This is a genomic window from Leifsonia stereocauli (assembly GCF_038432415.1).
Lineage (GTDB): Bacteria > Actinomycetota > Actinomycetes > Actinomycetales > Microbacteriaceae > Orlajensenia > Orlajensenia stereocauli.
Window position 1 is genome coordinate 245406 of record NZ_JBCAUN010000002.1, and the last position, 26575, is coordinate 271980.

Here is a 26575-nt window from a genome sequence, read left to right on the forward strand (position 1 = left end):
TGAGGGTCAGCCCTTTCCTTGGCTCTCAGCAACTACAAAACCGAACGGGGTCACGCGGTAGCGGCGGACCTTCTTCAGGGGAACGTCATCGATCCCGCCTTCAGCCCACGGGTGGCATCGGGCGATGCGCTTCACGCCGAGAGCGGATCCGATCGCCACGCCATGCTCCTGGATCGCCTGCAACGTATACGCGGAACATGACGGGTAGTACCGGCACACGTCGCCATAAAGAGGTGAGATGGCCGCGCGATAGCCGCGAAGCAGAACGACGGCCGCATTGCGCGGCGCCAGAACGGCTGCAGTCACAGCGGTATTCACATCACGCCCTTGGTCACGGCCCGAACGACCTCAGCCCGCAGAGTAACCCACGAAGCATCGAAAGCCCCGGGGAGCGCACGGATGACGACATCCGTTCCCGGGGTCATCGAACCGACCATCTCGAAACTCGCAGCCTTCAACCGACGTCGCACCGTGTTGCGCCGTACCGCGGTGCCCACGTTCTTTGCGACGATGAATCCGAAGCGCACCTGGGTGCTCTCCGGATTGGGTCGCACGTAGGCGACCGTGTTCGCTCCCACGAACCGACGACCACGACGCACGGTGACCTTGTAGTCGCCGGCACTCGTGACCCGGTTCGCTCGAGCGAGCACCTCAGTCGCTTAGGCGGAGAGTTCGGTGCGGCCCTTGCGACGACGCGCAGCGAGGATCGAGCGACCGGCACGGGTACGCATACGCAGACGGAAGCCGTGAACCTTCGCGCGGCGGCGGTTGTTCGGCTGGAACGTTCTCTTGCTCATGGGGTGATCTCCACAGTCTTGGTTCTCCACGCACCGTGTTCAGCGGCGGGAAGGCAGGGGGGAGCCAGAAGGCTCGTCGTCAACTGATTAAAACTAGGCCCTGCCCGAGCTATGGTCAAACCGGGATGGGGCCAAACCTGAAATTCTCCACACACTCGAAGGTTTCTCGTGGCATCGACACGCCGGAACCTGAGGGGGATTTGATCCCCTCGGATGCCCCCAGTAGCGTGTGGAACCAAGTTATCCCCAGCTTTGGGTGCATCAAACCTGAGAAAACGCCTGTATTCCACACAGGAGGTGGATAACTTTGTGAATACTTTGCCGACCGGGCAAGCTCAGCGTCGAGGCATTTCCTTCCGGCGGCATATCGAATGGATGCGAGTGGGTATGGCTGAGGGCGAACGACCGATCGACGAGGTCTGGCAGGACGTCCTTACCCAGCTCGGCGGAGACAAGAGCGTCACTCCCATGCTCTACGGATTCCTGGGGCTCGTGGAGCCGAAGGGCATCGCTGCCGGAACCTTCTATCTGGAGGTTCCGAACGACTTCACCGCGAGCATGTTGAACCAACGGATGCGCGTTGCCCTCCTGGCCGCCCTCGCAACATTGCCGACGGAGGTCACGAACTTCTATGTCGTGGTGAACCCGGAGCTCGAACAGGAGAACCTGCGTCCCGACATCGCCGCCCCGATGGAGCAGCCCAATGAGGTCGAGACGCCGGCGACTCCGCAGTCCGTGTTCGAGACCACGCAGCCCGAGCGCTCCAGCGACACCAGGCTGAACCAGAAGTACAGCTTCGACAACTTCGTCATCGGGCAGTCGAACCGCTTCGCCCATGCAGCAGCGGTCGCAGTCGCCGAGGCGCCGGCGAAGGCGTACAACCCGCTCTTCGTCTATGGCGAGTCCGGGCTGGGCAAGACCCACCTGCTTCACGCCATCGGTCACTACGCGATGAGCCTGTATCCCGGCATCCGCGTTCGCTACGTGAGTTCCGAGGAGTTCACGAACGACTTCATCAACTCGATCGCCAACAACCGCGGATCCGTCTTCCAGGCTCGGTACCGCAACATCGACATCCTGCTGATCGACGACATCCAGTTCCTGCAGGGGAAGGCCGAGACGCAGGAAGCCTTCTTCCACACCTTCAACACCCTGCACGACCACAACAAGCAGGTCGTCATCACCTCAGACCTGCCACCGAAGCACCTCACCGGCTTCGAGGATCGGATGCGGAGCCGGTTCGAGTGGGGCCTCATCACCGACGTGCAGGCGCCGGACCTCGAGACGCGCATCGCGATCCTCCGCAAGAAGGCGCAGAACGACAAGCTGCAGGTTCCGGACGACATCCTCGAGTTCATCGCCACCAAGGTGTCCTCGAACATCCGCGAGCTCGAGGGAACGCTGATCCGGGTCACGGCCTTCGCCAGTCTCAACCGGACCCCGGTCGACATGGCTCTCGTACAGACCGTGCTGAAGGACCTCATCACCCTGGACGAGGACAACGTCATCGCGCCCGTCGACATCATCACCCACACTGCGGACTACTTCAAGCTCACCGTCGACGACCTCTACGGCTCGAGCCGATCACAAGCCGTGGCCACAGCACGCCAGATCGCGATGTACCTCTGCCGAGAGTTGACGAACCTCTCCCTGCCCAAGATCGGGCAACTGTTCGGCAACCGCGACCACACGACCGTCATGTATGCGAACAAGAAGATCAGCGAGCTCATGAAGGAGCGGCGCTCGATCTACAACCAGGTGACTGAGCTCACCAATCGCATCAAGCAGACCCACCGCTACAAGTAGCCGTGCTGCGCACGACGCCCCTCGGGGCTGCTTCAGCCTGCCCTCGCACCCATTCCGACACGCCCACCTGTGGAATACGTCCGCTGAAATATGCCGCTACTCACACATTGTGCATAACCTGTGGAAACTTAACGAGTAAGTGCCCGATTAATGTTGACTACTGCCCGATGACTGTGCAACTCGCCCGTCATCACTGGGATCGAGCCCAGCGGGATCGCGTTAACTTCAACAGGCCGCGCACAAGTCACACGGTTGTAGTTCCCAGACGGAACGTGGCATCGCCGAAGTTATCCACAGTTTCCACACTTGTTAACACCGTTAACCACATTTCTTTAAACACTTCGACTCGACAACTTTTACGACCAGCGGCCGAATGACAAACCCGGGGCGCCGAGACGCACTCCGTCGCTGACACCCACGGGCTAGCATGGGCAGCACTACACGTACGTACGACAGGAGTGGCTCAGTGAAGTTCCAAGCCAATCGGGATGTCTTCAGCGAAGCAGTGTCCTTCGCCGTCAAGCTCCTCCCGCAGCGGACCACCCTGCCCATCCTCAGTGGAGTCCTCATCGAGGCCACGGCAACAGGTCTCATCCTGTCGTCGTTCGACTACGAGGTTTCTGCCCAGACCGAGATCAGCGCCGATGTCGAGGAGACCGGAACGATCCTGGTCTCAGGTCGACTCCTCGCGGAGATCGCCAGCCGCCTGCCCAACGCGCCGGTTCGGTTCAGCACCGAGGATTCGCGCATCCTCGTGAGTTGCGGCTCGGCATCCTTCACACTTCTCTCGATGCCCGTCGAGGAATACCCGAGCATTCCGCAGATCAGCTCGGAGACCGGGGTCGTTCCTGCAGAGGAGTTCGCGGCCGCGGTCGCCCAGGTAGCCGTCGCCGCATCCCGAGACGACGTCACGCCAGTGATCACCGGCGTGCAGCTCGAGGTGTCCGAGAACAGCCTCGGCCTCGTCGCCACCGACCGCTATCGCGTCGCTGTGCGCGAGATCGACTGGGATGGCGGATCGACGGCAACGGCCGAAACCATCACGGCTCTCGTGCCCGCGCGCACGCTCCAGGAGGTCGGCAAGACCTTCGGCCACAGCGGAAACATCTCGGTGTCCATCACCTCCAAGGACGAGCGCGAGCTCATCGCCTTCACCGCGGACAAGAAGACCGTCACGAGCCTGCTCATCAAGGGCAACTTCCCGCCCGTGCGCCGTCTCTTCCCCGAGACAGTCGAGAACTACGCGGTCATGAACACCGCCGACCTCATCGAGGCCACCCGCCGAGTCTCGCTCGTGCTCGAGCGTGAAGCCGCTCTCCGCTACTCCTTCACAACCGAGGGCGTGACTCTCGAGGCGATCGGGTCCGAGCAGGCGCAGGCCTCCGAGACCATCGACGCAGTCCTCACCGGCGTCGAGACAGTCGTATCGTTGAAGCCGCAGTTCCTCCTCGATGGACTGGGAGCGGTGCACTCGGAGTTCGTGCGCATCTCCTTCACCAAGACCGAGAACCCCAACAAGCCGGGGCCCGTGCTCATCACGAGCCAGACGTCCCGTGACCAGGCCGGCGCTGACAGCTACCGCTACCTGCTGCAGCCCAACCTGCTTCTGCGCTGACATCTCGCACACAACAGAAAGCACCTTCATGCACATCGGGCTCATCGGCCTCGGCAGAATGGGCGGCAACATGCGCGCCCGCCTTCGCGAACACGACATCGAAGTGACCGGCTTCGACCAGAATCCGGCAGTGACGGATGCGGCATCCGTCGCCGAACTCGTCGCCACCATCCCCACTCCGCGCATCGTCTGGGTCATGGTCCCCGCCGGCGCCATCACCGACTCCGTCATCACGGAGCTCGGCGAGCACCTGGAGGCGGGCGACCTCATCATCGAGGGCGGCAACTCCCGTTTCACCGAAGACCTCCGTCACGCCGAGCAGCTCTCCGCCCACGGCATCGAGTACATCGATGCCGGTGTCTCGGGTGGAATCTGGGGCCACGAGAACGGGTACGGCCTCATGGTCGGCGGCAAGACCGACCAGGTCGAGCGCGCCATGCCGATCTTCGACGCGCTTCGTCCCGAGGGTCCCCGCGAGGAGGGCTTCGTGCACGCCGGCGAGGTCGGTGCCGGGCACTACGCCAAGATGGTGCACAACGGCATCGAGTACGCACTGATGCAGGCCTACGCCGAAGGCTATGAGCTCCTCGACAAGCGCGAGGACATCATCAAGGACGTACCCGGAACGTTCAAGGCCTGGCAGCGCGGAACCGTCGTGCGGTCCTGGCTGCTCGAGCTCCTCGTCCGTGCCCTCGAGCAGGACCCCGAGTTCGAGAAGATCGCCGGCTACGTCGAGGACTCGGGCGAGGGTCGGTGGACCATCGAGGAGGCTCTCGCGAGTGCGGTTCCGGTTCCGACGATCAGCGCCTCGATCTTCGCCCGATTCGTCTCGCGCCAGGACCAGTCGCCGGCGATGAAGGCCGTCGCCGCCCTCCGCCAGCAGTTCGGTGGGCATGGCGTGAAGGATGCCGGCTAGAGATCAACCCTCATGAGCGGGGTCCGGTCTTCTCGATTCGCGAAGATCAGACCCTGCTTTCATCTGCGGTTGAAGGTCGGTGTCGCCGGGGAGGGCATCCGGTAGGTCTCGCCCAAGGATGCCCGCCGAACCCCAGACCTACCGAATGCCCTCCCCGGCTCGCTTTGTGAGGTCAGGGGATCGATGGGCTCGCTCGGTCGAGTCGAGTCGGGGAGATCCAGCGGCCGTAAAATCAGCAGCGCAGCAGTGCCGGAGCAAGACGAGAGGATCGAGCCCATGCGGATCGCCCACCTCTCGTTGACGGACTACCGCAACTACGAGCGCGCCGAGGTCTCGTTCGACGCCGGACCCACGTTGATCGTCGGGCGGAACGGCCAGGGCAAGACGAACCTGGTCGAGGCCATCGGGTACCTGGCGACTCTGTCGTCGCATCGAGTGTCGAACGACCAACCGCTGATCCGGGCGGGGCGGGATGCCGCGATCATCCGGGCACGCCTGCAGAGCTCTGATCGAGAACTGCTGGCCGAACTGCAGATCAATCGGGTCGGGGCGAACCGTGCCCAACTGAATCGCGGAGTGGTCAAGCCGCGGGAGTTGGTGCGGTACTGCCACAGCGTGCTCTTCGCTCCCGAGGACATCGCGCTCGTGCGCGGAGAGCCGTCGGGCCGTCGCCGGTTCCTCGACGAACTGCTCGTGCAGCGGATTCCGCGCATGGCCGGTGTGCTGTCCGACTACGAGCGCGTGGTGCGTCAGCGCAACACGCTGCTGAAGTCTGCCCGGGCCAGCGGGTTGCGCGACGCCAAACTCAGCACCCTCGACATCTGGGACGAGCGACTCGTCGTGCTCGGATCCGAGATCATCGCCGAGCGCCTGAACCTCATCGACCGGTTACAGCATCCGCTGCGTGCGGCCTACCAGTCCGTCGCCGGTGACGACCAGGTGCCCCGACTCGTGCCCGCGCTCTCGATCGACGGCTCGGGAGCAGGGGAGGAGGGCGAGGCGCCCGATGCCGTTCCCTCCGAGACCGGGTCAGCGCCGCGTGCGGCATCCGTCACCGAGATCGCCACTCGATTCCGCGACATGCTGGCGCGCCTGCGCAGTCGTGAGCTCGACCGGGCCATCACGCTCGTCGGGCCTCACCGCGACGACATCGTTCTGATGCTGAACGCCCTGCCGGCCAAGGGGTACGCGAGCCACGGCGAATCGTGGTCGTATGCGCTCGCGCTCAAGCTGGCATCGGCCGAGCTGTTGCGGCATGACTTCGCCAGCGGCGATCCGGTGTTGATCCTCGATGATGTCTTCGCCGAACTCGACCAGGCACGTCGTCGTCGTCTCGCCGACGCGGTGACAGGCTACGAGCAGGTGCTCATCACGGCTGCGGTCCTCGACGACGTGCCCGAGGCCCTGGCCGGCACCGTGGTGCGCATCCGTGCAGGGGAGGTCGTCGATGCCTGAGATTCCGGGCGAAGTTTCACGTGGAACGGATGTCGATGAGACCACCGAGCCCGCTGAGACCACAGACCTCGCCGACACTGAGTCGAGCCGCTTCTACCTGCGACTCAAGGGTGTGTTCACCGACTCGGGCTCACGGCCTCGCCTGACCCGCAAGCGGTACAAGGCCAAAGAGGACGGCGGCAGTCAGCCGTTCGGCCCCGGACGCGACCCGAAGGGCCTCGGCTCTGCGCTCGACGCTCTCACCGCGCAGTTGGGGTGGCAGTCACCGTTGGCGCAGTCCTCACTGATGGAATCGTGGGCCGAGATCGCGGGCGCCGAGACGGCGAAGCACTCCACACCGGCCGGAATCGAGGACGGCAGACTCACCGTGCAGTGCGAGTCGACGGCATGGGCGACGCAGTTGCGGCTCATGCGGGTGGCCATCATGACCTCGATCGCGCAGCGGTACCCCGACGCCGGCATCACGTCGGTGCGCTTTCTGGGGCCGGACGCCCCGTCGTGGAAAAAGGGCCCCAGATCAATTCCAGGGCGTGGTCCACGCGATACCTACGGCTAGGGCGACAAATTCGGTCGGACTCGCTCGAAAAGTGCCTCAGATCGGCTGTCGTGACCGCAGGTGTGACCCCCGTTTGGTAGGATGAAGGGTCGCTTGAACGACGGTCAGGAGCCCAATTTCATATGACAGCGGAACCGAAGGATACTTCTCCCGAGCACGCATACGGTGCGGATGAGATCCAAGTCCTCGAAGGACTTGAAGCCGTTCGCAAACGACCGGGAATGTACATCGGTTCCACCGGTCCCCGGGGTCTTCACCACCTCGTCTACGAGATCGTGGACAACTCGGTCGACGAGGCCCTCGCCGGGCATGCCGATCTCATCGACGTCACGATTCTCCCCGATGGCGGCGTGCGTGTGATCGACAACGGTCGCGGCATCCCGGTCGACCTCAACAAGGCCCAGGGCCGCTCGACCGTCGAGGTCGTCCTCACGGTGCTGCACGCCGGTGGAAAGTTCGGCGGCGGCGGATACGCGGTGTCCGGTGGACTGCACGGCGTGGGTTCGTCCGTCGTGAACGCCCTGTCGTCCAGGCTCGACGTCGCGGTGAGCCGGCAGGGTCACGTCTGGCGCCAGAGCTATTCGATCGGTGTTCCGGATGCTCCCCTCTCGATGGACGAGGAATCCGAGGCGACCGGCACGACCATCACGTTCTGGCCGAGCGAGGAGATCTTCGAGACCGTCGAGTTCGACTACGAGACTCTGCGTGCCCGCTTCCAGCAGATGGCGTTCCTGAACAAGGGCCTCACCATCAAGCTCACCGACGAGCGCGAGGTGTCCCGCGACCCCGAGGGCGTCCAGCGCAACGACACCTTCTTCTACGAGAACGGTCTCAAGGACTACGTCGAGTACCTCAACCACTCGAAGCGCGCCGACCTGGTGCACGAGGAGATCATCTCCTTCGAGCAGGAGGACACCGAGCGTCACATCGCGCTCGAGGTCGCGATGCAGTGGACCACCGCGTACAACGAGTCGGTGCACACCTACGCGAACACGATCAACACGCACGAGGGCGGTACCCACGAAGAGGGCTTCCGCGCCGCGCTCACGACGTTGATCAACAAGTACGCCCGGGAGAAGGGCATCCTCAAGGAGAAGGACGACAATCTCTCCGGTGACGACGTGCGCGAGGGCCTCACTGCGGTCATCTCGGTGAAGCTCTCCGAGCCGCAGTTCGAGGGCCAGACCAAGACCAAGCTCGGGAACACCGAGGCGAAGTCGTTCGTGCAGCGTGTCGCCGGCGATCAGCTCGGCGACTGGTTCGACCGCAACCCCACGCAGGCGCGCGACATCATCCGCAAGGCGCTCCAGGCCGCCACGGCTCGACTCGCAGCTCGCAAGGCCCGCGAGGCGACCCGCCGCAAGGGCCTGCTCGAGTCGAGCGGCATGCCGGGAAAGCTCAAGGACTGCCAGTCAAAGGATCCGTCGCTCTCCGAGATCTTCATCGTCGAGGGTGACTCCGCAGGCGGCTCGGCCGTCCAGGGCCGCAACCCGATGACCCAGGCCATCCTCCCGCTCCGCGGGAAGATCCTGAACGTGGAGAAGGCCCGCCTCGACCGTGCTCTCGGCAACGCCGAGATCCAGGCGATGATCACGGCGTTCGGCGCCGGCATCGGCGAGGAGTTCGTTCCCGAGAAGGCGCGGTACCACAAGATCGTCCTGATGGCGGATGCCGATGTCGATGGCCAGCACATCTCGACTCTGCTGCTGACTCTGCTGTTCCGCTACATGCGTCCGCTCATCGACCTGGGCTACGTCTACCTCGCGCAGCCGCCGCTGTACAGACTCAAGTGGACGAACTCGCCGCACGAGTACGTGTACTCCGACCGGGAACGCGATGCACTGCTGGTCGACGGCGCTGCCGCAGGCAAGCGCATCCCCAAGGAGAACGGCATCCAGCGCTACAAGGGTCTGGGTGAGATGGACTACTCGGAGCTGTGGGAGACCACGATGAACCCCGAGACCCGGACCCTGCTGCAGGTGACCCTCGACGATGCGGCCGCGGCCGACGAGATCTTCTCCACCCTCATGGGCGAAGACGTGGAGAGCCGACGCAACTTCATCCAGACGAACGCCAAGGACGTCAGGTTCCTGGACATCTGATCCGGTCGATTCCCGCGACGGCCCCTGCGTCGCGCCCTTCGACCAGCGGACTTGAGAAAGAAGAATGATGGCAGACGCGACACCGACCGAACCGACCGACGACGGTCCCGGCGTGCACGGCAGGATCGACCAGGTCGACCTGCGCCTCGAGATGCAGCGGTCGTACCTCGACTATGCGATGAGCGTCATCGTCGGGCGAGCGCTCCCCGACGTGCGTGACGGCCTCAAGCCCGTGCACCGTCGCGTGATCTACGCGATGTACGACGGTGGATACCGTCCTGACCGGGCCTTCTCCAAGTGCTCGCGCGTGGTCGGTGACGTGATGGGACAGTTCCACCCGCACGGTGACTCCTCCATCTACGACGCCCTCGTGCGACTGGTCCAGCCGTGGAGCCTGCGGTACCCGCTGGCGCTCGGCCAGGGCAACTTCGGGTCGCCCGGCAACGACGGTGCCGCCGCCCCTCGATACACCGAGACCAAGATGGCGCCCCTCGCTCTCGAGATGGTGCGCGACATCGACGAGAACACCGTCGACTTCCAGGACAACTACGACGGTCGCACTCAGGAGCCCGCCGTACTCCCGGCGCGGTTCCCGAACCTGCTCGTCAACGGATCCGTCGGCATCGCGGTCGGCATGGCGACGAACATCCCGCCGCACAACCTCCGTGAAGTGGCATCCGGAGCCCAGTGGTTCCTCGACAACCCCGAGGCGACGCGCGAGGAACTGCACGAAGCGCTGCTGCAGCGCATCAAGGGACCCGACTTCCCGACCGGCGCCCAGATCCTCGGCGTCAAGGGAATCCAGGACGCCTACCGCACGGGCCGCGGATCGATCACGATGCGCGCCGTCGTCAGTGTCGAGGAGCTCCAGGGCCGCACCTGCCTCGTCGTCACCGAGCTGCCGTACCAGGTCAACCCCGACAACCTGGCGATCAAGATCGCCGACCTCGTGAAGGACGGCAAGCTCTCGGGCATCGCCGACATCCGCGACGAGACCTCGGGCCGCACCGGACAGCGCCTGGTGATCGTGCTCAAGCGCGACGCCGTGGCCAAGGTGGTGCTGAACAACCTCTACAAGCACACGCAGCTGCAGGAGAACTTCGGCGCGAACATGCTCGCGATCGTGGATGGAATTCCACGCACCCTCGCGATCGACGGCTTCATCAGCGCGTGGGTCGACCACCAGATCGAAGTGATCGTTCGACGCACCCAGTTCCGTCTCGACAAGGCCGAGGCGGATGCCCACATCCTGCGTGGCCTCGCCAAGGCACTCGACGCCCTCGACGAGGTCATCGCCCTCATCCGCCGGTCTCCCAACGCAGACGAGGCTCGCACCGGCCTCATGGAGCTGCTCGAGATCGACAAGCTGCAGGCCGACGCCATCCTCGCGATGCAGCTGCGTCGTCTCGCCGCGCTCGAGCGCCAGAAGATCCTCGACGATCTCGCGAAGATCGAGCTGGCCATTGCCGACCTCAAGGAGATCCTGGCCACTCCCGAGCGCCAGCGCTCGATCGTGCGCGAGGAGCTCACGGAGATCACCGACAAGTTCGGTGACGACCGCCGCACCGAGATCATGTACGGCTACGGCGGAGACATGACCGTCGAAGACCTGATCCCAGAAGAGGAGATGGTCGTCACCATCACCCGCGGCGGCTACGTCAAGCGCACCCGCAGCGACAACTACCGCAACCAGCACCGCGGCGGCAAGGGCGTCAAGGGAGCGGCTCTGCGTGGAGAGGACGTCGTCGAGCACTTCTTCGTCACGACCACTCACCACTGGCTGCTGTTCTTCACGAACATGGGCCGGGTCTACAGGGCGAAGACCTACGAGATCCAGGAGGGCGGCCGGGACGCCAAGGGCCAGCACGTCGCCAACCTGCTCGAGCTCCAGCCCGACGAGCAGATCGCCCAGGTCCTCGACATCCGCGACTACTCGGTTGCCCAGTACCTGGCGCTCGCCACGCGCGACGGCCTCGTCAAGAAGACGGCCCTCGAGGAGTACGACACCAACCGCTCGCGCGGAGTCATCGCCGTGAAACTGCGCGAGGGCGACGAGCTCGTCTCCGCCATGCTGGTCGACCAGGGCGACGAGATCCTCCTGGTGTCCCGCAAGGGCATGTCGCTCAAGTTCGCCGCGACCGACTCGGCCCTGCGTCCCATGGGCCGCAGCACCTCGGGCGTGAAGGGCATGGACTTCCGTGCCGGCGACCAGCTCCTGAGCGCATCCGTCGTTCGGGCCGCACCGGTTCCCGGGAGCGTCGAGGAGACGGATGCCGCAGCCGACGCGACGACTTCGGGCCCGGCTTCGGTCTTCGTCGTCACCGAGGGTGGCTACGCGAAGCGCACCTCGGTCGACCAGTACAGGGTGCAGAACCGCGGTGGCCTCGGAATCAAGGTCGCGAAGCTGAGTGAAGACCGTGGAGACCTGGTGGGTTCCCTCATCGTGGCCGACGAGGACGAGGTGCTCGTGGTTCTCGCCAGTGGCAAGGTGATACGCTCTGACGTCGCCGAGGTGAATCGCACCGGACGCGACTCCATGGGCGTGATCTTCGCGAAATTCGCGGACTCCGACCGGATCATCGCAATCGCGAAGAACACCGAACGCGGGCTGACGGGCGCTGAAGAGCAGCCGGAGGCCGACGGCGGATCGGGAAAGGAAGAAACCGTAGATGAGTAGCGTTGCCGAGAAGCTCGCCAAGAAATCACCCCGGCGCTCGCCGTCGAAGCAGGTGCGGCTGCGGCTGGTGTACGTCGACTTCTGGTCGGCCGTCAAGCTGTCGTTCCTCGTCGCGATCTGCCTCGCGATCGTCACGATCGTGGGAACGTTCCTCGTCTACACCGTCGTGAGCCAGACCGGCATCTTCGATGCGGCGAACAAGCTGTTCAAGGATGTCGCCGGCGGATCGAACGACCTGAAGGCCATCCTGTCGCTCGGCCAGGTCATGGGCTTCGCGGTCGTCGTGTCCCTCCTCAACCTGGTCGTGACCACGGCACTCGGCGCCATCACGGCGTTGCTCTACAACCTCAGCGTGAAGGTCACCGGCGGCGTTCTCGTCGGTTTCACGAACAACTGAGTCAGAGCCGTCGCGCAGCGACGCGCTCGACTCAGGTCGAGTAGCGCGCGCGAAGCGAGACGCGAATTGAGATCTCAGGCGACCACTCCACGGTGAGATCGACTCGATTTCTCCAATCGGATTGCGTCAGGTAGTCTTCTATCTGGCCATTTCGGGGATATAGCTCAGGCGGTTAGAGCGCTTCGCTGATAACGAAGAGGTCCGAGGTTCAAGTCCTCGTATCCCCACAGCACAACTTCACACGTACCACCCGTTTCACGGGGCCTTAGCTCAGTTGGTAGAGCGCCTGCTTTGCAAGCAGGATGTCGGGAGTTCGATTCTCCCAGGCTCCACACTTCCTTCATCAGGCGGATGCCGTCCCTGCCCAGGAGCCATGCGGATTCCCGCCGGATCACCTGTGCGGCCAGCGACACGGCGAGACGGGCATGACTGAGGCGCTGGCACTGCTCGACGCACCGAGCTCGCCCGCGGCATTCGCCATCAGAGCGGCATCCGACAGACCCGACTTGTAGGGTTGCCAGCATGGGGATGGACATTCGCGTCGGGGCGTACGGCGTCATCATCCGTGATGGCGCCATCCTGCTCTCGCACTGGAACGAGCACGGGCGAAGCGGTTGGACCCTTCCCGGCGGTGGAATCGAGAACGGGGAACACCCGGCGGTCGCCGCCGTGCGCGAGATCCTCGAGGAGACCGGATACATCGCCGACCTCGACCGCCTGCTCGGCATCGACACGCACATCATCCCCGGTCGCAACAGACCCGGCCCCATGAACAGGCCCTTGCAGGCGTTGCGCATCGTCTACCGCGCCCACGTCGTGTCGGGCGATCTCACCGATGAGATCGGCGGCAGCACCGACGAGGCCCGCTGGATCCCGCTCGACGAGCTCGCCGGGCTGCACACCGTCGAACTCGTGCGCGTCGGTCTCACCCTGAACGAGACAGAGCCACCGACCGGCACATACCTGCGGGAATGAGCAGAGCCGTCATCCCCTGGGGGATGACGGCTCTGCAGCACTCGAGCGAGCGTCGTCAGTCGTTGGCTGCCGAATCTGCTCCGGGGAGCGGCTCGTCGGCGATCCACAGCTCGTCGTCGGCGCGGAAGGTCTGCCACACGGCATACGCGATTCCGGCGGCTGCGATGACGCCGGCGGCCACGGCCAGGTAGGTTCCCACGCCGGGGCCGGTGTTGACCGGAACCGTGATCTTGCCGCGGTTGAGGCGGTCGATCGCGGCCTTCACACGCCGGTCCTTGGCGATGTCACCGATGGTGAGCACGGCGCCGAGGGCGGTGCCGACCGCGGGGAGCACTGTCTGCTCGATGTTCTTGCCGGTGTCGTGCGCAAAGCTGCGCGCTCCGTCGACTCCGGGCTGCACGTACTGCGAGTACGAGGACTGCACGCGCGGTGCGACCTCTTCGCGCGTCAGGTAGCCGACCTGGCGCCCAGCTTCACGTGCAACGTTGTTTGCGCGGTCGAGCACTTCCTGCTGACGGCTCCAGAGCTCTTCGGCACTGGCGCGCAGACGATTCAATTCCTTGCGGCGCTTGCGAGTCAAGCCCATGAAAGACCTCCATTGATCGGGGGCGAACTTCTCCCATCTTGCCACCGATCCGCGTGATTCCTAGCGGCGAGTTCACAGTTCGTCCCCGGCGAACAGCCGCGGGCCCCGCCTATACCGCTCTGTAGGATTGTCTGCATGTCCAAGCACACGGCAGTCGCCACCCTCAACACCACCCTCGGACCGATCAAGGTCAACCTCTACGGGAATCACGCCCCGAAGACAGTTCGCAACTTCGTCGGCCTCGCCACCGGTGAGATCGAATGGACCCACCCCGGCACCGGAAAGAAGAGCACCGACCCGCTCTACAACGGCGTCGTGTTCCACCGCATCATCCCCAACTTCATGATCCAGGGCGGCGACCCGCTCGGCCAGGGCGTCGGCGGCCCCGGCTACCAGTTCGACGACGAGATCAACCCCGAGCTCGACTTCACAGAGCCCTACGTCCTCGCCATGGCCAACGCCGGCATCCAGGGCGGCCGCGGAACCAACGGTTCGCAGTTCTTCATCACCACGGCCCCCACAACCTGGCTGCAGGGCAAGCACACCATCTTCGGCTCCGTCGAGGACCCGGAGTCACGCAAGATCGTCGACCAGCTCGGCGCAGTCGCCACCGATGGCCGCGACCGTCCCCTCCAGGACGTCGTGATCGAGAGCGTCACCGTCGAAGAGGTCTGACCCACGTGACGAATCGACCGGATGCCGGTGACTACTGCTACCGGCATCCGGATCGGCAGAGCTATATCCTCTGCCAGCGTTGCGGGCGCACCATCTGCCCCGAGTGCCAGACCCCTGGTGCCGTGGGCGTGTTCTGCCCGGAGTGCATGAAGGAGCAACGCGCCAACACGCCGCGCACCAAACCCGCGATCCTGACCCGCCTCAGTGGGCGCGGCCAGCCGGTCGTCACCTACTCGATCATCGGGGTGACGTTCGTCGTCTTCCTCCTGCAGCTCATCCCCGGGTTGAACGTGACCGCGGCCCTGCAATTCGCCGGCATCTACATGAGCCCGCAGCTCGATCAGTACGGCATCGAGCCGTGGCGGATGCTCACCTCGGTCTTCGTGCACTCGACGGGCTTCATCTTCCATGTCGCTCTGAACATGTACACGCTGTGGATCTTCGGCCAACTGCTCGAAGGGCTGCTCGGCCGCGGTCGATTCCTCGCGCTGTACCTGATCAGCGGGCTCGCCGGATCCGTCGCGGTGATCTGGCTGTCCAGTCCCTACATGCCCGTGGTGGGAGCATCCGGAGCCATCTTCGGCCTCATGGGCGCATTCCTCGTGATCCAACGGCGCCTCGGCGGCAACATGACGCAGTTGCTCGTGCTCGTGGGCATCAACCTGGTGATCGGCTTCATTCCCGGGACCAACATCGCCTGGCAGGCCCACGTCGGCGGCCTCGTGGCCGGTGCCGTCATGGGTCTCATCTTCGTGGAGACGCGGAACGTACGTCAGCGCACACTGCAGACAGTGCTGATCGCCGGCCTCGCCCTGCTGCTGCTGATCCTCAGCCTGCGCTACTTCGTCTTCCCGGTGGCCTGAGCCACCCTCCGAGCCCGCCACCTCTCGCGTGTAACCGGGTGAACCGGTGACTTTCCCCTTTTCCACAGCTTTGTCCACAGAAGTTATCCACAGGTTTATTAACATTGGGGATAATTACACCGGTGTAATTGACCCCGTGCGGGTCACACGAGAAACCGCCGACATCCATGACGGATGCCGGCGGTCGGTGTTCGTGGGTGGCGTCAGCGCCAGCGCGTCGTCATGAGGAAGCCGATGAAGGCGATGCCGAATCCGACGAGGATGTTCCACGATCCGATCGACGGGATCGGGAGTGAGGCGTTGCTCACGTAGAAGACGATGATCCACACCAGTCCGAGCAGCATGAACCCGAACATGACCGGCTTGAACCAGACAGGATTGGGGATGTCCGCGTTGGTGGTGGACTCCGCGCGCGCGGGCTTCGTTGACTTGGTGCGTGCCATGCCCGCGATTCTATCGTGATCAGCCGGTCACCTTAGAATCGACACATGGATGACCGGCCCGACGCAGGTGAGAGCCCGCAGATGCCTGCGGCATCCGCTCGCCCGCAGCGCCGCCGCAGCCGCGCCACGGTGCTGAGCGTCCTGGGAGAACTTCTCATCACCGCCGGGGTGGTCGTGCTGCTGTTCATCGGCTGGCAGCTGTGGTGGAACGACTGGATCACGGCCACCCAGCAGACGGCCGCTGCATCCTCCCTCAGCCAGGAGTGGATCGAGCAGTCGCGCGCCACTCCGACCCCGACGCCGGATCAGACAGCGGCCCCCGCCGATCCCGGCGACCCCGTGGTGCTCTCGGCCGTGACGGCGGGCCAGCCCTTCGCCGTCCTCTACATCCCGCGCTACGGCCCCGAGTACCACCGCACAGTCGCCGAGGGAACCGGCATGGACGTTCTCAACAGCACCGAGCTCGGCGTCGGCCACTACCCCGACACCCAGTTGCCCGGCGAGGTCGGCAACTTCGTGGTGGCCGCACACCGCAGCGCCTACGGCGGCGGCATGCACCTGATCAACGAACTGCAGCTGGGCGACTCGATCATCGTGCAGACCCAGGACGGCTGGTACACGTACAAGTTCCGTTCGCTGCAGTACGTACTGGCCAACCAGGTGGAGGTGCTCGCCCCCGTGCCCGGCTCTCCCGAGGTGCCTGCGACGGATCGCATCATCACGCTGACCAGCTGCAACCCGCTGCTGTCCACCGCCGAGCGCATCATCGCCTACGGTGTCTACGACAGCTGGCAGCCGCTGTCGGCCGGACCCCCGGCCGAGATCGCGGCGCAGGTCGCCGCCCAAGCGAACGGGGCCTGACATGTACGCCGCCCTCTGGCGCGTCCTCCCCGGTCCGGTCTGGGTGCGCATCCTGATCGTGATCGTGCTGATCGCCGCCGTGCTCTTCACCCTGTCCACGTGGGTCTTCCCGTGGATCGACCAGATCGTCAACCCGCAGGATGTGACGGTGGACCAATGACCAGAGTGCTCGTCATCGACAACTACGACAGCTTCGTCTACACGCTGAACGGCTACCTGCGCGAACTCGGGGCCGAGACGGAGGTCGTGCGCAACGACGACTTCGAGGCGACGGATGCCGCAGCCCGCATCGCAGAGTACGACGCTGTGCTCGTCTCACCCGGTCCGGGCAAACCCGCCGACGCCGGCGTCTCGATCGCCGTCGTGCGCGCGGCCTACGAGAGTGCAACGCCGCTGCTCGGCGTCTGCCTCGGCCACCAGGCGATCGCCGAGGCCTTCGGGGCCGTCGTCACCAACGCCGAGGAACTGATGCACGGCAAGACCAGCGTGGTGGAGCACGACGACAGCGTGCTCTTCGACGACGTTCCGCAGCCGTTCACGGCCACGCGGTATCACTCGCTCGCTGTCGTCGACGGCACCGTCCCCGAGGAACTCATCGTGACCGCACGTACGCCCGGCGGCGTGATCATGGGTCTACGGCACGCTGACGCGCCGCTCTACGGCGTGCAGTTCCACCCCGAGTCCGTGCTCACCGAGGGCGGCTACACGATGCTGGGCAACTGGCTCGAGGATGCCGGGCTCATCGGTGCGCGCGCTGCCGCAGCTGGGCGCACTCCGTTGGTGCGGTTGTAGGGACTCCCGGTCGCTGAGGGCAGAGCGAAGCGGCCGGCCGAAGCGCGCAGACGACGGCGCTTCGGCCGCGGGCTGCGCCCGGGCCTCGGCGAGCGGAGCGGGTGGTCCTGATCGTGGGTGATCAGCCGGCGCAGTAGACCAGGTCGACCGTGGAGCCCTGGGGCACGGAACCCGGCGCGAGCGACTGGCTCGTGACCGGCAGGTTCGACTCCTGCGGGCACGAATCGTCGGGCTTCGGGTTCGGCGTGAGCTGCAGCATCGAGCCCTGCAGGATCTCGGTCGCCGCCTGGAGTGATTGCGTGGTGAGGTCGGGCAGCGTCACGAGGCCGCTCGACACGACGAAGTCCACGCTCGAGCCGTCGTCGACCGAGGTCCCTGCCACGGGCTTCGTGCTGAGCACGACGTCGGCGGGGATGGTCGGAGAGTTCTCCTTCGTCACCGCGCCGGGTACGAGACCGGCCTGGGTGATCGCAGCCTGGGCATCGGCGATCGACTTGTTGGTGGCATCCGGAACGTCCACCTGTTCCTTGCCTGTCGAGACCGAGACCTTGATGAAGGTTCCCGGCGCGACGGTCTCCCCGGCCGCAGGGTCGGTCTCGATGACCAGCCCCTTCTCGACCGAGCCACTGGGTTGCTCTATGGGCGTGACAGCGAGGTCGAGATCGGCCAACTGGGCCGTCGCCTCGTCGAGGGTGAGCCCGGTGAGGGTCGGAACCTCACGGGACGATGACGGGAGTTCGTTCGACGGCGCCAGGTTGAAGACCCAGAACACCACGGCGGCGACGATGACGATGATGCTCAGGATGCCTGCCCACACCCACACGGCCGGAGGGCGGCGCTGGGTGCGCACCATGCGATCGTCGTCTGCGAGCTGCTTGAAGGCGAGCTCGGTTCCCGTCTGCATGGGCGGCGGGGTGCCGAACAGCGTGGCGCCGGCGTCATCGGAGACCTTGTGGATGGGCAGCTTGCCGGATGACGCGATCTCGAGGTCGGCCTTGAACTCCGCGGCCGTCTGGTACCTGTCGAAGCGGTCCTTCGCGAGGGCCTTGGCCACGACCATGTCCAGCGCCGGCGATACCTTCGGGTTGATGTGACTGGGCTTGGCCGCCGTCTCGCTGACATGCTGGTAAGCGACCGCGACAGGGGTGTCGCCGCGGAAGGGCGGTCGCCCAGTGAGCAACTCGAACAGCACGACTCCGGCCGAGTACAGATCGGTGCGGGCATCGACGAGCTCGCCCTTTGCCTGTTCCGGCGAGAAGTACGAGGCGGTGCCGAGGATGGCCGTGGTCTGCGCCACCGTCGTCGATGAGTCGGAGATGGCCCTGGCGATGCCGAAGTCCATGACCTTCACCTGGCCGGACTTCGTGATCATGATGTTGCCCGGCTTGATGTCGCGATGGACGACGCCTGCTCGGTGCGAGTACTCGAGGGCCGTCAGCACGCCGTCGAGGATGCGCACGGCCTCCTTCGACTCGAGGGCACCGCCCTTGATGACATCCTTGAGCAGGCGGCCGTCGACGAACTCCATGATGATGTACGGCTGCTGCGTCTCGTGGCCCGCGGCATCCTGCACGGTCTCCTCGCCGGCATCGAAGACGCGCACGATGGTCGGGTGCGCCATGCGGGCCGCGGCCTGGGCCTCCTGACGGAAGCGCGTGCGGAAGGCCGGGTCGAGGGCGAGGGTGGCCTTGAGCAGCTTGATCGCGACGGTGCGGCCGAGTCGCGAATCCGTTCCGATGTGCACCTCGGACATGCCGCCGCGACCGATGAGTTCGCCGACGCGGTAACGGCCTGCAAGCAGGCGGCCGTCGTCAGTCAATGCGAACTCCTTCGATGGTCGGTGGTGGATTCGTCAGTGTAGCGGTCGGTGGTCGAGTGGATGCCCTACTCGCCTGTCGCCGGGCCCTCAGGGGCTTCGGCGGCGGGAGTCTCGGTGGGGTCCGGCGCGGGTGCCGCCTCGACGTTGACAGTGAGCGGATCGGAGATGGGCGAGTCGATCTGGCCGCAGAAGTACTGCAGCGTGACCTGGAAGCTCGATCCCGGGTTGCCGGACGTGACGACTGCCGTGCGAGTTCCGCCGGGCGTCTGGTCCTGGACCTTGAGCGTGGCACCGGAGACGGCGACGTTGTAGCCGCTCAGCGTCTGGCCGGCGGGGCAGGACTGAATGTCCCACTTCACCGTGACGTCACTGTTCGCGGGAACCGGGTCACTGCCGTCGAGAGTGGGCGCCGTGGCCTGTCCGGGAGCGACGACGTCGCCGTAGACGGTGAGCGTGAGCTCGGCTCCGGGGTCGAGGTTTCCGGTGGGGTTCACCGCGTACACGGTGTCGACCTGGGCCGGGTCCGTCGCCGCGTTGCCCGTTGTCACGTTCGCGTTGAGGCCGAGACCGTTCGCCTTGGCACGCGCATCCGCGCTCGACAGGCCCACGAAGTCGGCCTCGTTGATCGGGATCTTGGTATTCGTCGGCGTCGGGGTCGGCGTCGGCGTCTTGGATGCCGTGGCCGCCGGTGTCGTGGTCTTCGGGGTGTCCCCGCCACCTCCGCCGTTGACCGCGAAGGCGATGATGGTGCCGATCAGCACGATGGCCAGCAGGGCGATGAGGGTGATGAGCGGCCACGTCCAGGGACTGCGCTTCTTCTTCTCGGCGTCCTCCTGCTCCGCCTCGATGGCCGAGGCACGAGTCGCCGTGGGCAGCACCGTCGTGGCCGCACTCGTGGAGTTGGCCTGCGGCATGAGCATGGTCGTCGCAGCCGTGGCGCCGCCGAGGACCGCGGGAACCGAGGCGGCGGCGGCCTGGACGTCGCCGCGACGGAGAGCCGTCGCGGCGCGGGCGAGGTGGGCAGCCGACTGCGGCCGATCTGCCGGGTTCTTGGCGATGCACGCGAACACGAGGTTGCCCACGGGCTCGGAGACCGTCACGGGCAGCTCGGGCGGAGCCTCGTTGATCTGGGCCATGGCGATGGCGACCTGCGACTCGCCGGTGAACGGGCGACGGCCGGCGAGGGCCTCGTAGGCCACGATTCCGAGAGAGTAGATGTCCGTGGTCGGCGACGCCGGGTGGCCTGACGCCTGCTCGGGCGAGAGGTACTGCACGGTGCCCATGACCTGGCCGGTCGCGGTGAGAGGAACCTGGTCGGCGATACGGGCGATGCCGAAGTCGGTGATCTTGACGCGGCCGTCGGGCGTGATGAGCAGGTTGCCCGGCTTGATGTCACGGTGCACGAGGCCGGCGGCGTGCGCCGCGTGCAGGGCGGCCGCGGTCTGCGCGACGATGTCGAGAACCTTGTCGGTCGAGAGGACGTGCTCCCGCTCGAGGATGGTCGAGAGTGCCTCGCCGGGCACGAGCTCCATCACGAGGTAGGCGCTGCCGTCCTCCTCGCCGTAGTCGAAGACGTTGGCGATGCCCTCGTGGTTCACGAGCGCTGCGTGCCTGGCCTCGGCGCGGAAGCGCTCGAGGAAGCCGGGGTCGCCGAGGTACTCGTCCTTGAGGATCTTGATCGCGACCTGGCGTCCGATCACGAGGTCAGTGGCCTGCCACACCTCGCCCATACCGCCGATGGCGATGCGGGTCGACAGCTCGTAACGCCCCCCGAAGGTGAGCCCTGCTGTGGGTCTCATTTGTTCAGCACCGCCTCTAGTACCTTCTGTGCCACGGGAGCGGCCAAGAGATTGCCATACCCGTCCGTTCCCATTCCGCCACCGTCTTCGATGAGGACCGTGATTGCATACTTCGTGTCTTCCGCGGGGGCGAACCCCGTGAACCAGAGCGTGTAGGGATCCTCTTCCCCGTCCGCCCCGATGTTCTCCGCTGTGCCGGTCTTACCGCCCACGCTGACCCCGTCTATTCTTGCATTACTGGCCGCACCGTCATCGACGTCGGCGACCATCATCTTCTTGAGGGCATCAGCGGTTTCGCTGCTGATCGCACGCCCGAACTCCACGGGTTCGAAGCTCTTGACGACAGCCAGGTCCGTGCCGGTCACCTGGTCCGCGAGCGATGGCTCCATGACGATCCCGTCGTTCGCGATCGCGGCGGAGACCATGGCGATCTGGATGGGCGTCGCGCGCACCTCGTACTGGCCGAAGGCGCTCAGCGCGGTCTGCGCGTCGTCGAGGAGCGCCGGGTAGATGCTCTTCTCGACCGTCATCGGGATGTGGTGCTCGACGTTGAATCCGAACTTCTCCGCCTGGTCGCGGATGGCCTTGTCGCCGAGTTCCACGCCCAGTTCGGCCATGGGGATGTTGCACGACAGGCGAACGGCATCCGCGATGCTGACGGTCGCCCCTCCACCGCAGGTGCCGCCGCCCGAGTTGATGACGACCGAGGTGCTGCCGGGCAGCTGGTACTCGGACGGGTTCGGGAAGGTGCTCTCGGGCGTGTACTTGCCGGATTCGAAGGCAGCTGCAGCCACGACGAGCTTGAATGTCGAGCCCGGAGGGTTGAGGTCGCCGCCGCGGTTGCGGTCGATGAGCGGATCGGCCGGGTCGGCCACGAGCGCGTCGTACGTGACGTCGACGGCATCGGTGTCGTGGCCGGCGAGGCTGTTCGGGTCGAAGCTGGGCTTGGAGACCAGGGCGAGGATGCGGCCGGTCGCGGGCTCGGTCAGCACGACGGATCCGGTGAAGTCGCCGAGGGCGTCCCAGGCCGCCTGCTGCGCGACGGGGTCGATGGAGACCTCGACGGCAGCGCCCTTCGGCTTCTGTCCGGTGAAGATGCGCTCGAGGCTGCTGAGGAACTGCGAGTTGGCCGTTCCGCTGAGGTAGTCGTTGAACGATCCCTCGATGCCCGTCGGCTCGCCGTTCACGGGGAAGAATCCTGTGACAGGGGCGTAGAGAGGCCCGTTCGAATAGCTGCGCTGCCACTTGTACTCGTCATCGGACGGCGCCGACGACGCGATCGGCGTTCCGGCCACGAGGATGGGGCCGCGCTCGACCTTGTAGCTCTCGTACAGCGTGCGCGTGTTGCGCGGGTCGGCGTTCAACGTGTCGGCCTGCACGGCCTGGATGACCGTCGTCGACACGAACAGGGCCAGGAACAGGAGCAGGACGAACATGCTCACTCGCTTGAGTTCGCGATTCATCAGTCCACCACCAGTCTGGGCTGATTGCGCACGGTGTCGGAGATGCGCAACAGGATGGCGGTGATGATCCAGTTCGCGATGAGCGACGATCCGCCGGCCGCGAGGAACGGGGTGGTGAGTCCCGTGAGCGGGATCACGCGGGTGACGCCGCCGATGACGATGAAGCACTGCAGGGCGATGACGAACGACAGGCCGACGCCCAGAAGCTTGCCGAAGTCGTCCTGGCCGGCGAATCCGACGCGGAAGCCGCGCGAGACGTAGAGGAGGTAGAGGGCGAAGATGGCGAACAGGCCGGCCAGTCCGAGCTCCTCGCCGAGGCTCGCGATGATGTAATCGCTCTGCGGAACAGGCGTGAGGTCGGGGCGGCCTTGGCCGAGTCCGGTTCCGATGAGCCCGCCGTGGGCCAGCCCGAACAGGCCCTGCACGAGCTGGTAGCTGCCGCCGTCAGCGCCGTATACGGCCGGATTGAAGGCGTCGAGCCAGTTGTTGAACCGCCCGTTGACATAGTCGAGGGTGCGGCTCGCCACGAAGGCGCCGCCGAGGAACATGCTGAGTCCGAGCACCACCCAGCTGAGGCGGCCCGTGGCCACGTAGAGCATCACGAGGAACATGCCGAAGTACAGCAGCGCCGTTCCGAGGTCGCGCTGGAAGACGATGACCGACATCGACAGCGCCCAGACGACGAGCAGGGGGCCGAGGTCGCGGGCGCGCGGGAATCTCATGCCGAGGAAGCGGTGGCCGACCATCGACAGCGAGTCACGGTTGCGCACCAGGTAGCCGGCGAAGAACACGGCCAGGGCGATCTTGGCGATCTCTCCGGGTTGGAAGGTGAGCACGTCGCCGATGCCGATCCAGACGCGGGCTCCGTTGATCTGCTTGCCGAGACCGGGAACGAGCGGCAGGAGAAGAAGCACGACGGCGACGAACCCGGCGATGTAGGTGTAGCGGAACAGAACCCGGTGGTTGCGGATGACGAGCATCACGGCAATGGCGCTCAGGATGGCGATGGCGCTCCACACGATCTGGCGCACGGCGGCACTGTCCCAGCCGTCGTGGCCGTCGGCGATGTCGATGCGGTAGATCATCGCGATGCCGAGTCCATTGAGGAGCGTGGCGATCGGCAGAAGGAACGGGTCGGCCTCGCGCGCGACGAAGCGCATCACGATGTGCAGCGCGACGACGAGACCTGAGAGCACGGCGCCGAGGAACACGAGTGTGAGGTCGACGTGGCCGAGGGCGCCGAACTGCACCAGCACCACGGCGATGGCGTTGATCGCGCAGGCCACGATGAGCAGGGCGAGCTCGAGATTGCGCATCTTCTGAGGCAGACGGATGCGACGGATCGGCCCGGTCTGCGGGGATCCGTTCGGCGTTGGCGCCTGGGCGACGCCGGCCTGGTCAGTCGGCACCTGTCACCTCCAGGCGTTTCGCTATGGCGATGGCGTCGTCGAGGTCGGCGGCGCTGATCGTCGCCTCCACCGCCTGACGGTCGTAGAAGGTGAGGCTGTCGATCGGGATGTCGGTGTCGCGGTAGACGCTGTGCAGCGAGATCGGGCCGATGTCCTGCTGGATGCCGCGGAAGATGGCCACGCTGTCACCGTCGCTGCCGACGAAGTAGCGCGACTGCGTCCACTGGTAGGTGACGCCGACGATCACCGCCGCCGCGGCGACGAACAGGACGATCACGGTGATCCACGTGATGCGCCGGCGGCGCACGCGGCGCTTGTCCTCTTCGATGAGCTCGTCGAGGTACTCCTCGGAGTCGGGCTCGAAGTGGGCCTCGGGTACGGAGTGCAGCCTGAATGGCGACATCCGGAGCGCCCGACGCGGTGGCTCCTCGATGTCGAACGCCAGGGGTTCCGCCGCGGATCCGACGATGGCGACGGGCTTCGCGGATGCCGCGACACCGTCGGCGCCGATGTCGACGATGACCACTGTCACGTTGTCCGGAGCGCCGCCGTCGAGGCTCTCCTTGACGAGCCGCTCTGCAGCCTCGGCGGCCGATGTCGACTGCTCGAGTGCCTCGCGGATGTCGTCGAAGGAGACGACGCCCGAGAGTCCGTCGGAGCAGATCAGCCAGCGGTCGCCGGCGATGGTGCGCACGATGCTGGTGTCGATCTCGGGGGAGGACTCCACGTCGCCGAGCACACGCATCAGCACGGAACGCCGCGGGTGAACGGCAGCCTCCTCCTCGGTGATGCGCCCGCTGTCGACGAGCCGCTGCACGAAGGTGTGGTCGGTGGTGATCTGCGTGAGGGTGCCGCTGCGCAGCAGGTAGATGCGGGAGTCGCCGATGTGGGCGATGGCCACCTTGTCGCCGAGCACGTAGAGCGCGCTGACCGTCGTGCCCATGCCCGTGAGCTCCGCGTGCTCGAAGACCGTCTCGGCGAGCTGCTGGTTGGCGGCGATGAGTGCCGACTGCATGGCGAACTCGGCGTCTTCGGGGGTGATGTAGGGCTGGTCGGCCTCGGCGATGCGCTTCGTGGCGATGGCTGACGCGACGTCACCGCCGGCGTGGCCTCCCATGCCGTCGGCGACGAGGAACAGGCCGTGCCCCGCGAAGCCGGAGTCCTGGTTGTTCGCGCGCACGCGTCCGACGTTGGAGACGGCCGCGCTGTCGATGAGCGTCGCCATGGGGTCTACCGTCGCAGCTCGAACGTGGTCGCGCCGACCTTGACGGTCACGTTGAGCGGAACCGGCGTGGGCACCGTGACCCTGGCGCCGTCGAGGAAGGTTCCGTTGGTGGAGTCGAGGTCCTGCAGCATCCACTGGTCGTTCCAGAGCATGAGCCTGGCGTGGTGCGTCGAGGTGTAGTCGTCACGGATGACGATGGCCGAATCGGAGGAGCGGCCGATGGTGATCTCGTCGGTGCCGAGGGGGAACTCGGCCCCGGCCTTGGTGCCGCTCGTCACGACGATGGCGCGGGCGTTGCCGGTTCCGGCGATCTCCCGGCCGAGCGACGGCGAGAGCGTCGGGGCGGAGGATGCCGCAGCGGGCATCGATCCGATGGGGCCGGTCGGGGCGGCAGCCGCTGCTGCGGCGGCTGACGCCGAGACGGGGACCGGAGCCGGGCTCGGGGAAGCCGCATCCGCCTCCTTGACCTTGCGAACGCGCTGCCCGAACAGGTCGGAGCGCAGCGCGTAGACGATCGCGAACACGAATGCCCACAAGAGAACGAGGAAGCTCAGTCGAAGGACGAGAAGGGTCAGTTCGCTCACGAGGCGGGCCCCCAGAACCCGCCCATGTCGTGACGCTGCGTCGCGTCGTCGATGGGAGCCGCGGCATCGGGAGCCGATGCCTGTGCGAGCACGCGGAAGATGATGCGGGTGCGGCCGATGGTGATGACGGAGTCGGGCTCGAGCACGGCCTGCTTGACGGGCTGGCCGTTCAGCTGCGATCCGTTCGTGGACCCGAGGTCGCGCACCTGGGCGCGCTTGCCGTCCCACAGCACCTCGATGTGCTTGCGGCTGGTGCCCGTGTCGTCGATGGTGATGTCGGCGTCGCTGCCGCGGCCGATCACCGTGCGGGCCTTGATGAGCGGGTAGCGCTTGGTGCCGATGTCGAGCAGCGGCGTCCAGGCGATCTCGCCCTTCACATTGGTGGAGTCGACGGCGACCATGCCCACGGTGAGTGCCGAGTCCTCACGCAGGCGGATGATGATGCCGCCGGCGAACTGGAAACGCTGGCTCGCCGCGTGCTTCTGCACCAGGTCGGTGAGCTCGTCGATGAGGGTGGGACCCATCGCGGTCATGCGCGCGTAGTCGGCTGTTCCCATGCGAACGGTGAAGTTGTTCGGCACGAGAACACGGTCGCGTGAGACGACTGCAGCCTTGGTATCGAGCTCACGTCGTAGTGCTGACGTGATCTCGACCGGCTGCAGCCCCGAGCGAAAGGTCTTCGCGAAAGCGCCGTTGACGGCGCGTTCGAGACCCTTCTCGAAGTTGTCCAGTATCCCCACAGGTCTCCCGATCCGGTTCT

Annotated in this window: 26 protein-coding genes and 2 tRNA genes; 16 read left to right on the top strand and 12 right to left on the bottom strand. The window is 65.7% G+C overall.

The features are described from left to right. Nucleotides 1–6: 6 nt before the first annotated feature. The 3 genes from yidD to rpmH are packed head-to-tail and all read right to left on the bottom strand — an operon-like array spanning nucleotide 7 to nucleotide 797. Nucleotides 7–318, bottom strand: coding sequence for a membrane protein insertion efficiency factor YidD (yidD, locus tag AADV74_RS10080; RefSeq protein WP_342113636.1), 312 nt, complete (start codon nucleotides 316–318; stop codon nucleotides 7–9). Next, on the bottom strand, nucleotides 315–650 hold the full coding sequence (gene rnpA, locus AADV74_RS10085; RefSeq protein ID WP_342113638.1) for a ribonuclease P protein component: 336 nt from the start codon (nucleotides 648–650) through the stop codon (nucleotides 315–317). Before rnpA ends, yidD begins: the two co-directional genes overlap by 4 nt. A gap of 9 nt (nucleotides 651–659) precedes the next feature. Then, nucleotides 660–797 (bottom strand): 50S ribosomal protein L34, encoded by a 138-nt coding sequence (rpmH, locus tag AADV74_RS10090; protein ID WP_055823896.1) that lies wholly within the window; start codon nucleotides 795–797, stop codon nucleotides 660–662. Between the two features lie 387 nt (nucleotides 798–1184). On the opposite strand from rpmH, the gene dnaA reads away from it, so the two are divergent. From dnaA to AADV74_RS10145, 11 genes are all read left to right on the top strand, one after another. Then, nucleotides 1185–2603, top strand: a complete 1419-nt coding sequence (gene dnaA, locus AADV74_RS10095) for a chromosomal replication initiator protein DnaA (protein WP_055823898.1) — start codon at nucleotides 1185–1187, stop codon at nucleotides 2601–2603. A 466-nt stretch (nucleotides 2604–3069) separates the two neighbouring features. Further along, nucleotides 3070–4218 (top strand): DNA polymerase III subunit beta, encoded by a 1149-nt coding sequence (dnaN, locus tag AADV74_RS10100; protein ID WP_342113649.1) that lies wholly within the window; start codon nucleotides 3070–3072, stop codon nucleotides 4216–4218. A gap of 28 nt (nucleotides 4219–4246) precedes the next feature. Beyond that, nucleotides 4247–5134: a phosphogluconate dehydrogenase (NAD(+)-dependent, decarboxylating) gene (gene gnd / locus AADV74_RS10105; RefSeq protein ID WP_342113651.1), complete on the top strand. Its 888-nt coding sequence runs from the start codon at nucleotides 4247–4249 to the stop codon at nucleotides 5132–5134. 276 nt (nucleotides 5135–5410) lie between these two features. Then, complete coding sequence (recF, locus tag AADV74_RS10110; RefSeq protein ID WP_342113652.1) at nucleotides 5411–6589, top strand: DNA replication/repair protein RecF; 1179 nt, start codon at nucleotides 5411–5413, stop codon at nucleotides 6587–6589. Continuing rightward, complete coding sequence (locus tag AADV74_RS10115; protein ID WP_342113654.1) at nucleotides 6582–7145, top strand: DciA family protein; 564 nt, start codon at nucleotides 6582–6584, stop codon at nucleotides 7143–7145. Before recF ends, AADV74_RS10115 begins: the two co-directional genes overlap by 8 nt. A gap of 122 nt (nucleotides 7146–7267) precedes the next feature. Further along, nucleotides 7268–9247, top strand: coding sequence for a DNA topoisomerase (ATP-hydrolyzing) subunit B (gene gyrB, locus AADV74_RS10120; RefSeq protein ID WP_342113656.1), 1980 nt, complete (start codon nucleotides 7268–7270; stop codon nucleotides 9245–9247). Between the two features lie 64 nt (nucleotides 9248–9311). Continuing rightward, the gene (gene gyrA / locus AADV74_RS10125) at nucleotides 9312–11924 is read left to right on the top strand and encodes a DNA gyrase subunit A (protein ID WP_425287286.1); all 2613 of its coding nucleotides are present in this window, start codon (nucleotides 9312–9314) and stop codon (nucleotides 11922–11924) included. Next, nucleotides 11917–12321 carry a DUF3566 domain-containing protein gene (locus AADV74_RS10130; protein WP_055823915.1) on the top strand — a complete coding sequence of 135 codons (405 nt, stop codon included), beginning with the start codon at nucleotides 11917–11919 and terminating at the stop codon, nucleotides 12319–12321. Before gyrA ends, AADV74_RS10130 begins: the two co-directional genes overlap by 8 nt. Nucleotides 12322–12474: 153 nt before the next feature. Further along, nucleotides 12475–12548: transfer RNA gene (locus tag AADV74_RS10135), tRNA-Ile, on the top strand. 32 nt (nucleotides 12549–12580) lie between these two features. Beyond that, nucleotides 12581–12653 (top strand) — tRNA-Ala (locus AADV74_RS10140). 190 nt (nucleotides 12654–12843) lie between these two features. Continuing rightward, nucleotides 12844–13296: an NUDIX hydrolase gene (locus AADV74_RS10145; protein WP_342113661.1), complete on the top strand. Its 453-nt coding sequence runs from the start codon at nucleotides 12844–12846 to the stop codon at nucleotides 13294–13296. Nucleotides 13297–13351: 55 nt separating this feature from the next. Here AADV74_RS10145 and AADV74_RS10150 read toward each other — a convergent pair whose 3' ends face one another. Beyond that, nucleotides 13352–13882 (bottom strand): hypothetical protein, encoded by a 531-nt coding sequence (locus AADV74_RS10150; protein ID WP_342113662.1) that lies wholly within the window; start codon nucleotides 13880–13882, stop codon nucleotides 13352–13354. A gap of 135 nt (nucleotides 13883–14017) precedes the next feature. Here AADV74_RS10150 and AADV74_RS10155 point away from each other — a divergent pair, with 135 nt between their 5' ends. Both AADV74_RS10155 and AADV74_RS10160 read left to right on the top strand, forming a co-directional pair. Further along, nucleotides 14018–14557 carry a peptidylprolyl isomerase gene (locus tag AADV74_RS10155; RefSeq protein WP_342113664.1) on the top strand — a complete coding sequence of 180 codons (540 nt, stop codon included), beginning with the start codon at nucleotides 14018–14020 and terminating at the stop codon, nucleotides 14555–14557. A gap of 5 nt (nucleotides 14558–14562) precedes the next feature. Next, entirely contained in the window at nucleotides 14563–15420 is an 858-nt protein-coding gene (locus tag AADV74_RS10160) for a rhomboid family intramembrane serine protease (RefSeq protein ID WP_342113666.1), read from the top strand. Nucleotides 15421–15623: 203 nt separating this feature from the next. On the opposite strand, the gene AADV74_RS10165 is transcribed toward AADV74_RS10160, so the two are convergent. After that, nucleotides 15624–15863, bottom strand: coding sequence for a cell division protein CrgA (locus AADV74_RS10165; protein ID WP_342113668.1), 240 nt, complete (start codon nucleotides 15861–15863; stop codon nucleotides 15624–15626). 45 nt (nucleotides 15864–15908) lie between these two features. Between AADV74_RS10165 and AADV74_RS10170 the strand changes: the two genes are divergently transcribed. From AADV74_RS10170 to AADV74_RS10180, 3 genes are read left to right on the top strand one after another with little or no spacing between them, the layout of a single operon-like run. Further along, complete coding sequence (locus tag AADV74_RS10170) at nucleotides 15909–16724, top strand: class E sortase (RefSeq protein ID WP_342113669.1); 816 nt, start codon at nucleotides 15909–15911, stop codon at nucleotides 16722–16724. A gap of 1 nt (nucleotide 16725) precedes the next feature. Beyond that, on the top strand, nucleotides 16726–16884 hold the full coding sequence (locus AADV74_RS10175; RefSeq protein ID WP_342113671.1) for a hypothetical protein: 159 nt from the start codon (nucleotides 16726–16728) through the stop codon (nucleotides 16882–16884). Next, nucleotides 16881–17516, top strand: coding sequence for an anthranilate synthase component II (locus tag AADV74_RS10180; RefSeq protein ID WP_342113673.1), 636 nt, complete (start codon nucleotides 16881–16883; stop codon nucleotides 17514–17516). The genes AADV74_RS10175 and AADV74_RS10180 overlap by 4 nt, the downstream gene beginning before the upstream one ends. A 121-nt stretch (nucleotides 17517–17637) precedes the next feature. On the opposite strand, the gene pknB is transcribed toward AADV74_RS10180, so the two are convergent. The 7 genes from pknB to AADV74_RS10215 form a co-directional block, all read right to left on the bottom strand. Further along, the gene (gene pknB / locus AADV74_RS10185) at nucleotides 17638–19335 is read right to left on the bottom strand and encodes a Stk1 family PASTA domain-containing Ser/Thr kinase (RefSeq protein WP_342113675.1); all 1698 of its coding nucleotides are present in this window, start codon (nucleotides 19333–19335) and stop codon (nucleotides 17638–17640) included. Between the two features lie 65 nt (nucleotides 19336–19400). Beyond that, complete coding sequence (locus tag AADV74_RS10190; RefSeq protein ID WP_342113676.1) at nucleotides 19401–21134, bottom strand: protein kinase domain-containing protein; 1734 nt, start codon at nucleotides 21132–21134, stop codon at nucleotides 19401–19403. After that, nucleotides 21131–22597 (bottom strand): peptidoglycan D,D-transpeptidase FtsI family protein, encoded by a 1467-nt coding sequence (locus AADV74_RS10195; RefSeq protein WP_342113677.1) that lies wholly within the window; start codon nucleotides 22595–22597, stop codon nucleotides 21131–21133. Before AADV74_RS10195 ends, AADV74_RS10190 begins: the two co-directional genes overlap by 4 nt. Beyond that, nucleotides 22597–23913 (bottom strand): FtsW/RodA/SpoVE family cell cycle protein, encoded by a 1317-nt coding sequence (locus AADV74_RS10200; RefSeq protein ID WP_425287304.1) that lies wholly within the window; start codon nucleotides 23911–23913, stop codon nucleotides 22597–22599. Before AADV74_RS10200 ends, AADV74_RS10195 begins: the two co-directional genes overlap by 1 nt. A gap of 82 nt (nucleotides 23914–23995) precedes the next feature. Beyond that, nucleotides 23996–25231 (bottom strand): PP2C family protein-serine/threonine phosphatase, encoded by a 1236-nt coding sequence (locus AADV74_RS10205; RefSeq protein ID WP_342113680.1) that lies wholly within the window; start codon nucleotides 25229–25231, stop codon nucleotides 23996–23998. Between the two features lie 5 nt (nucleotides 25232–25236). Beyond that, on the bottom strand, nucleotides 25237–25815 hold the full coding sequence (locus AADV74_RS10210) for an FHA domain-containing protein FhaB/FipA (RefSeq protein WP_342113681.1): 579 nt from the start codon (nucleotides 25813–25815) through the stop codon (nucleotides 25237–25239). After that, entirely contained in the window at nucleotides 25812–26555 is a 744-nt protein-coding gene (locus tag AADV74_RS10215) for an FHA domain-containing protein (protein ID WP_342113683.1), read from the bottom strand. Before AADV74_RS10215 ends, AADV74_RS10210 begins: the two co-directional genes overlap by 4 nt. Nucleotides 26556–26575: the final 20 nt, after the last annotated feature.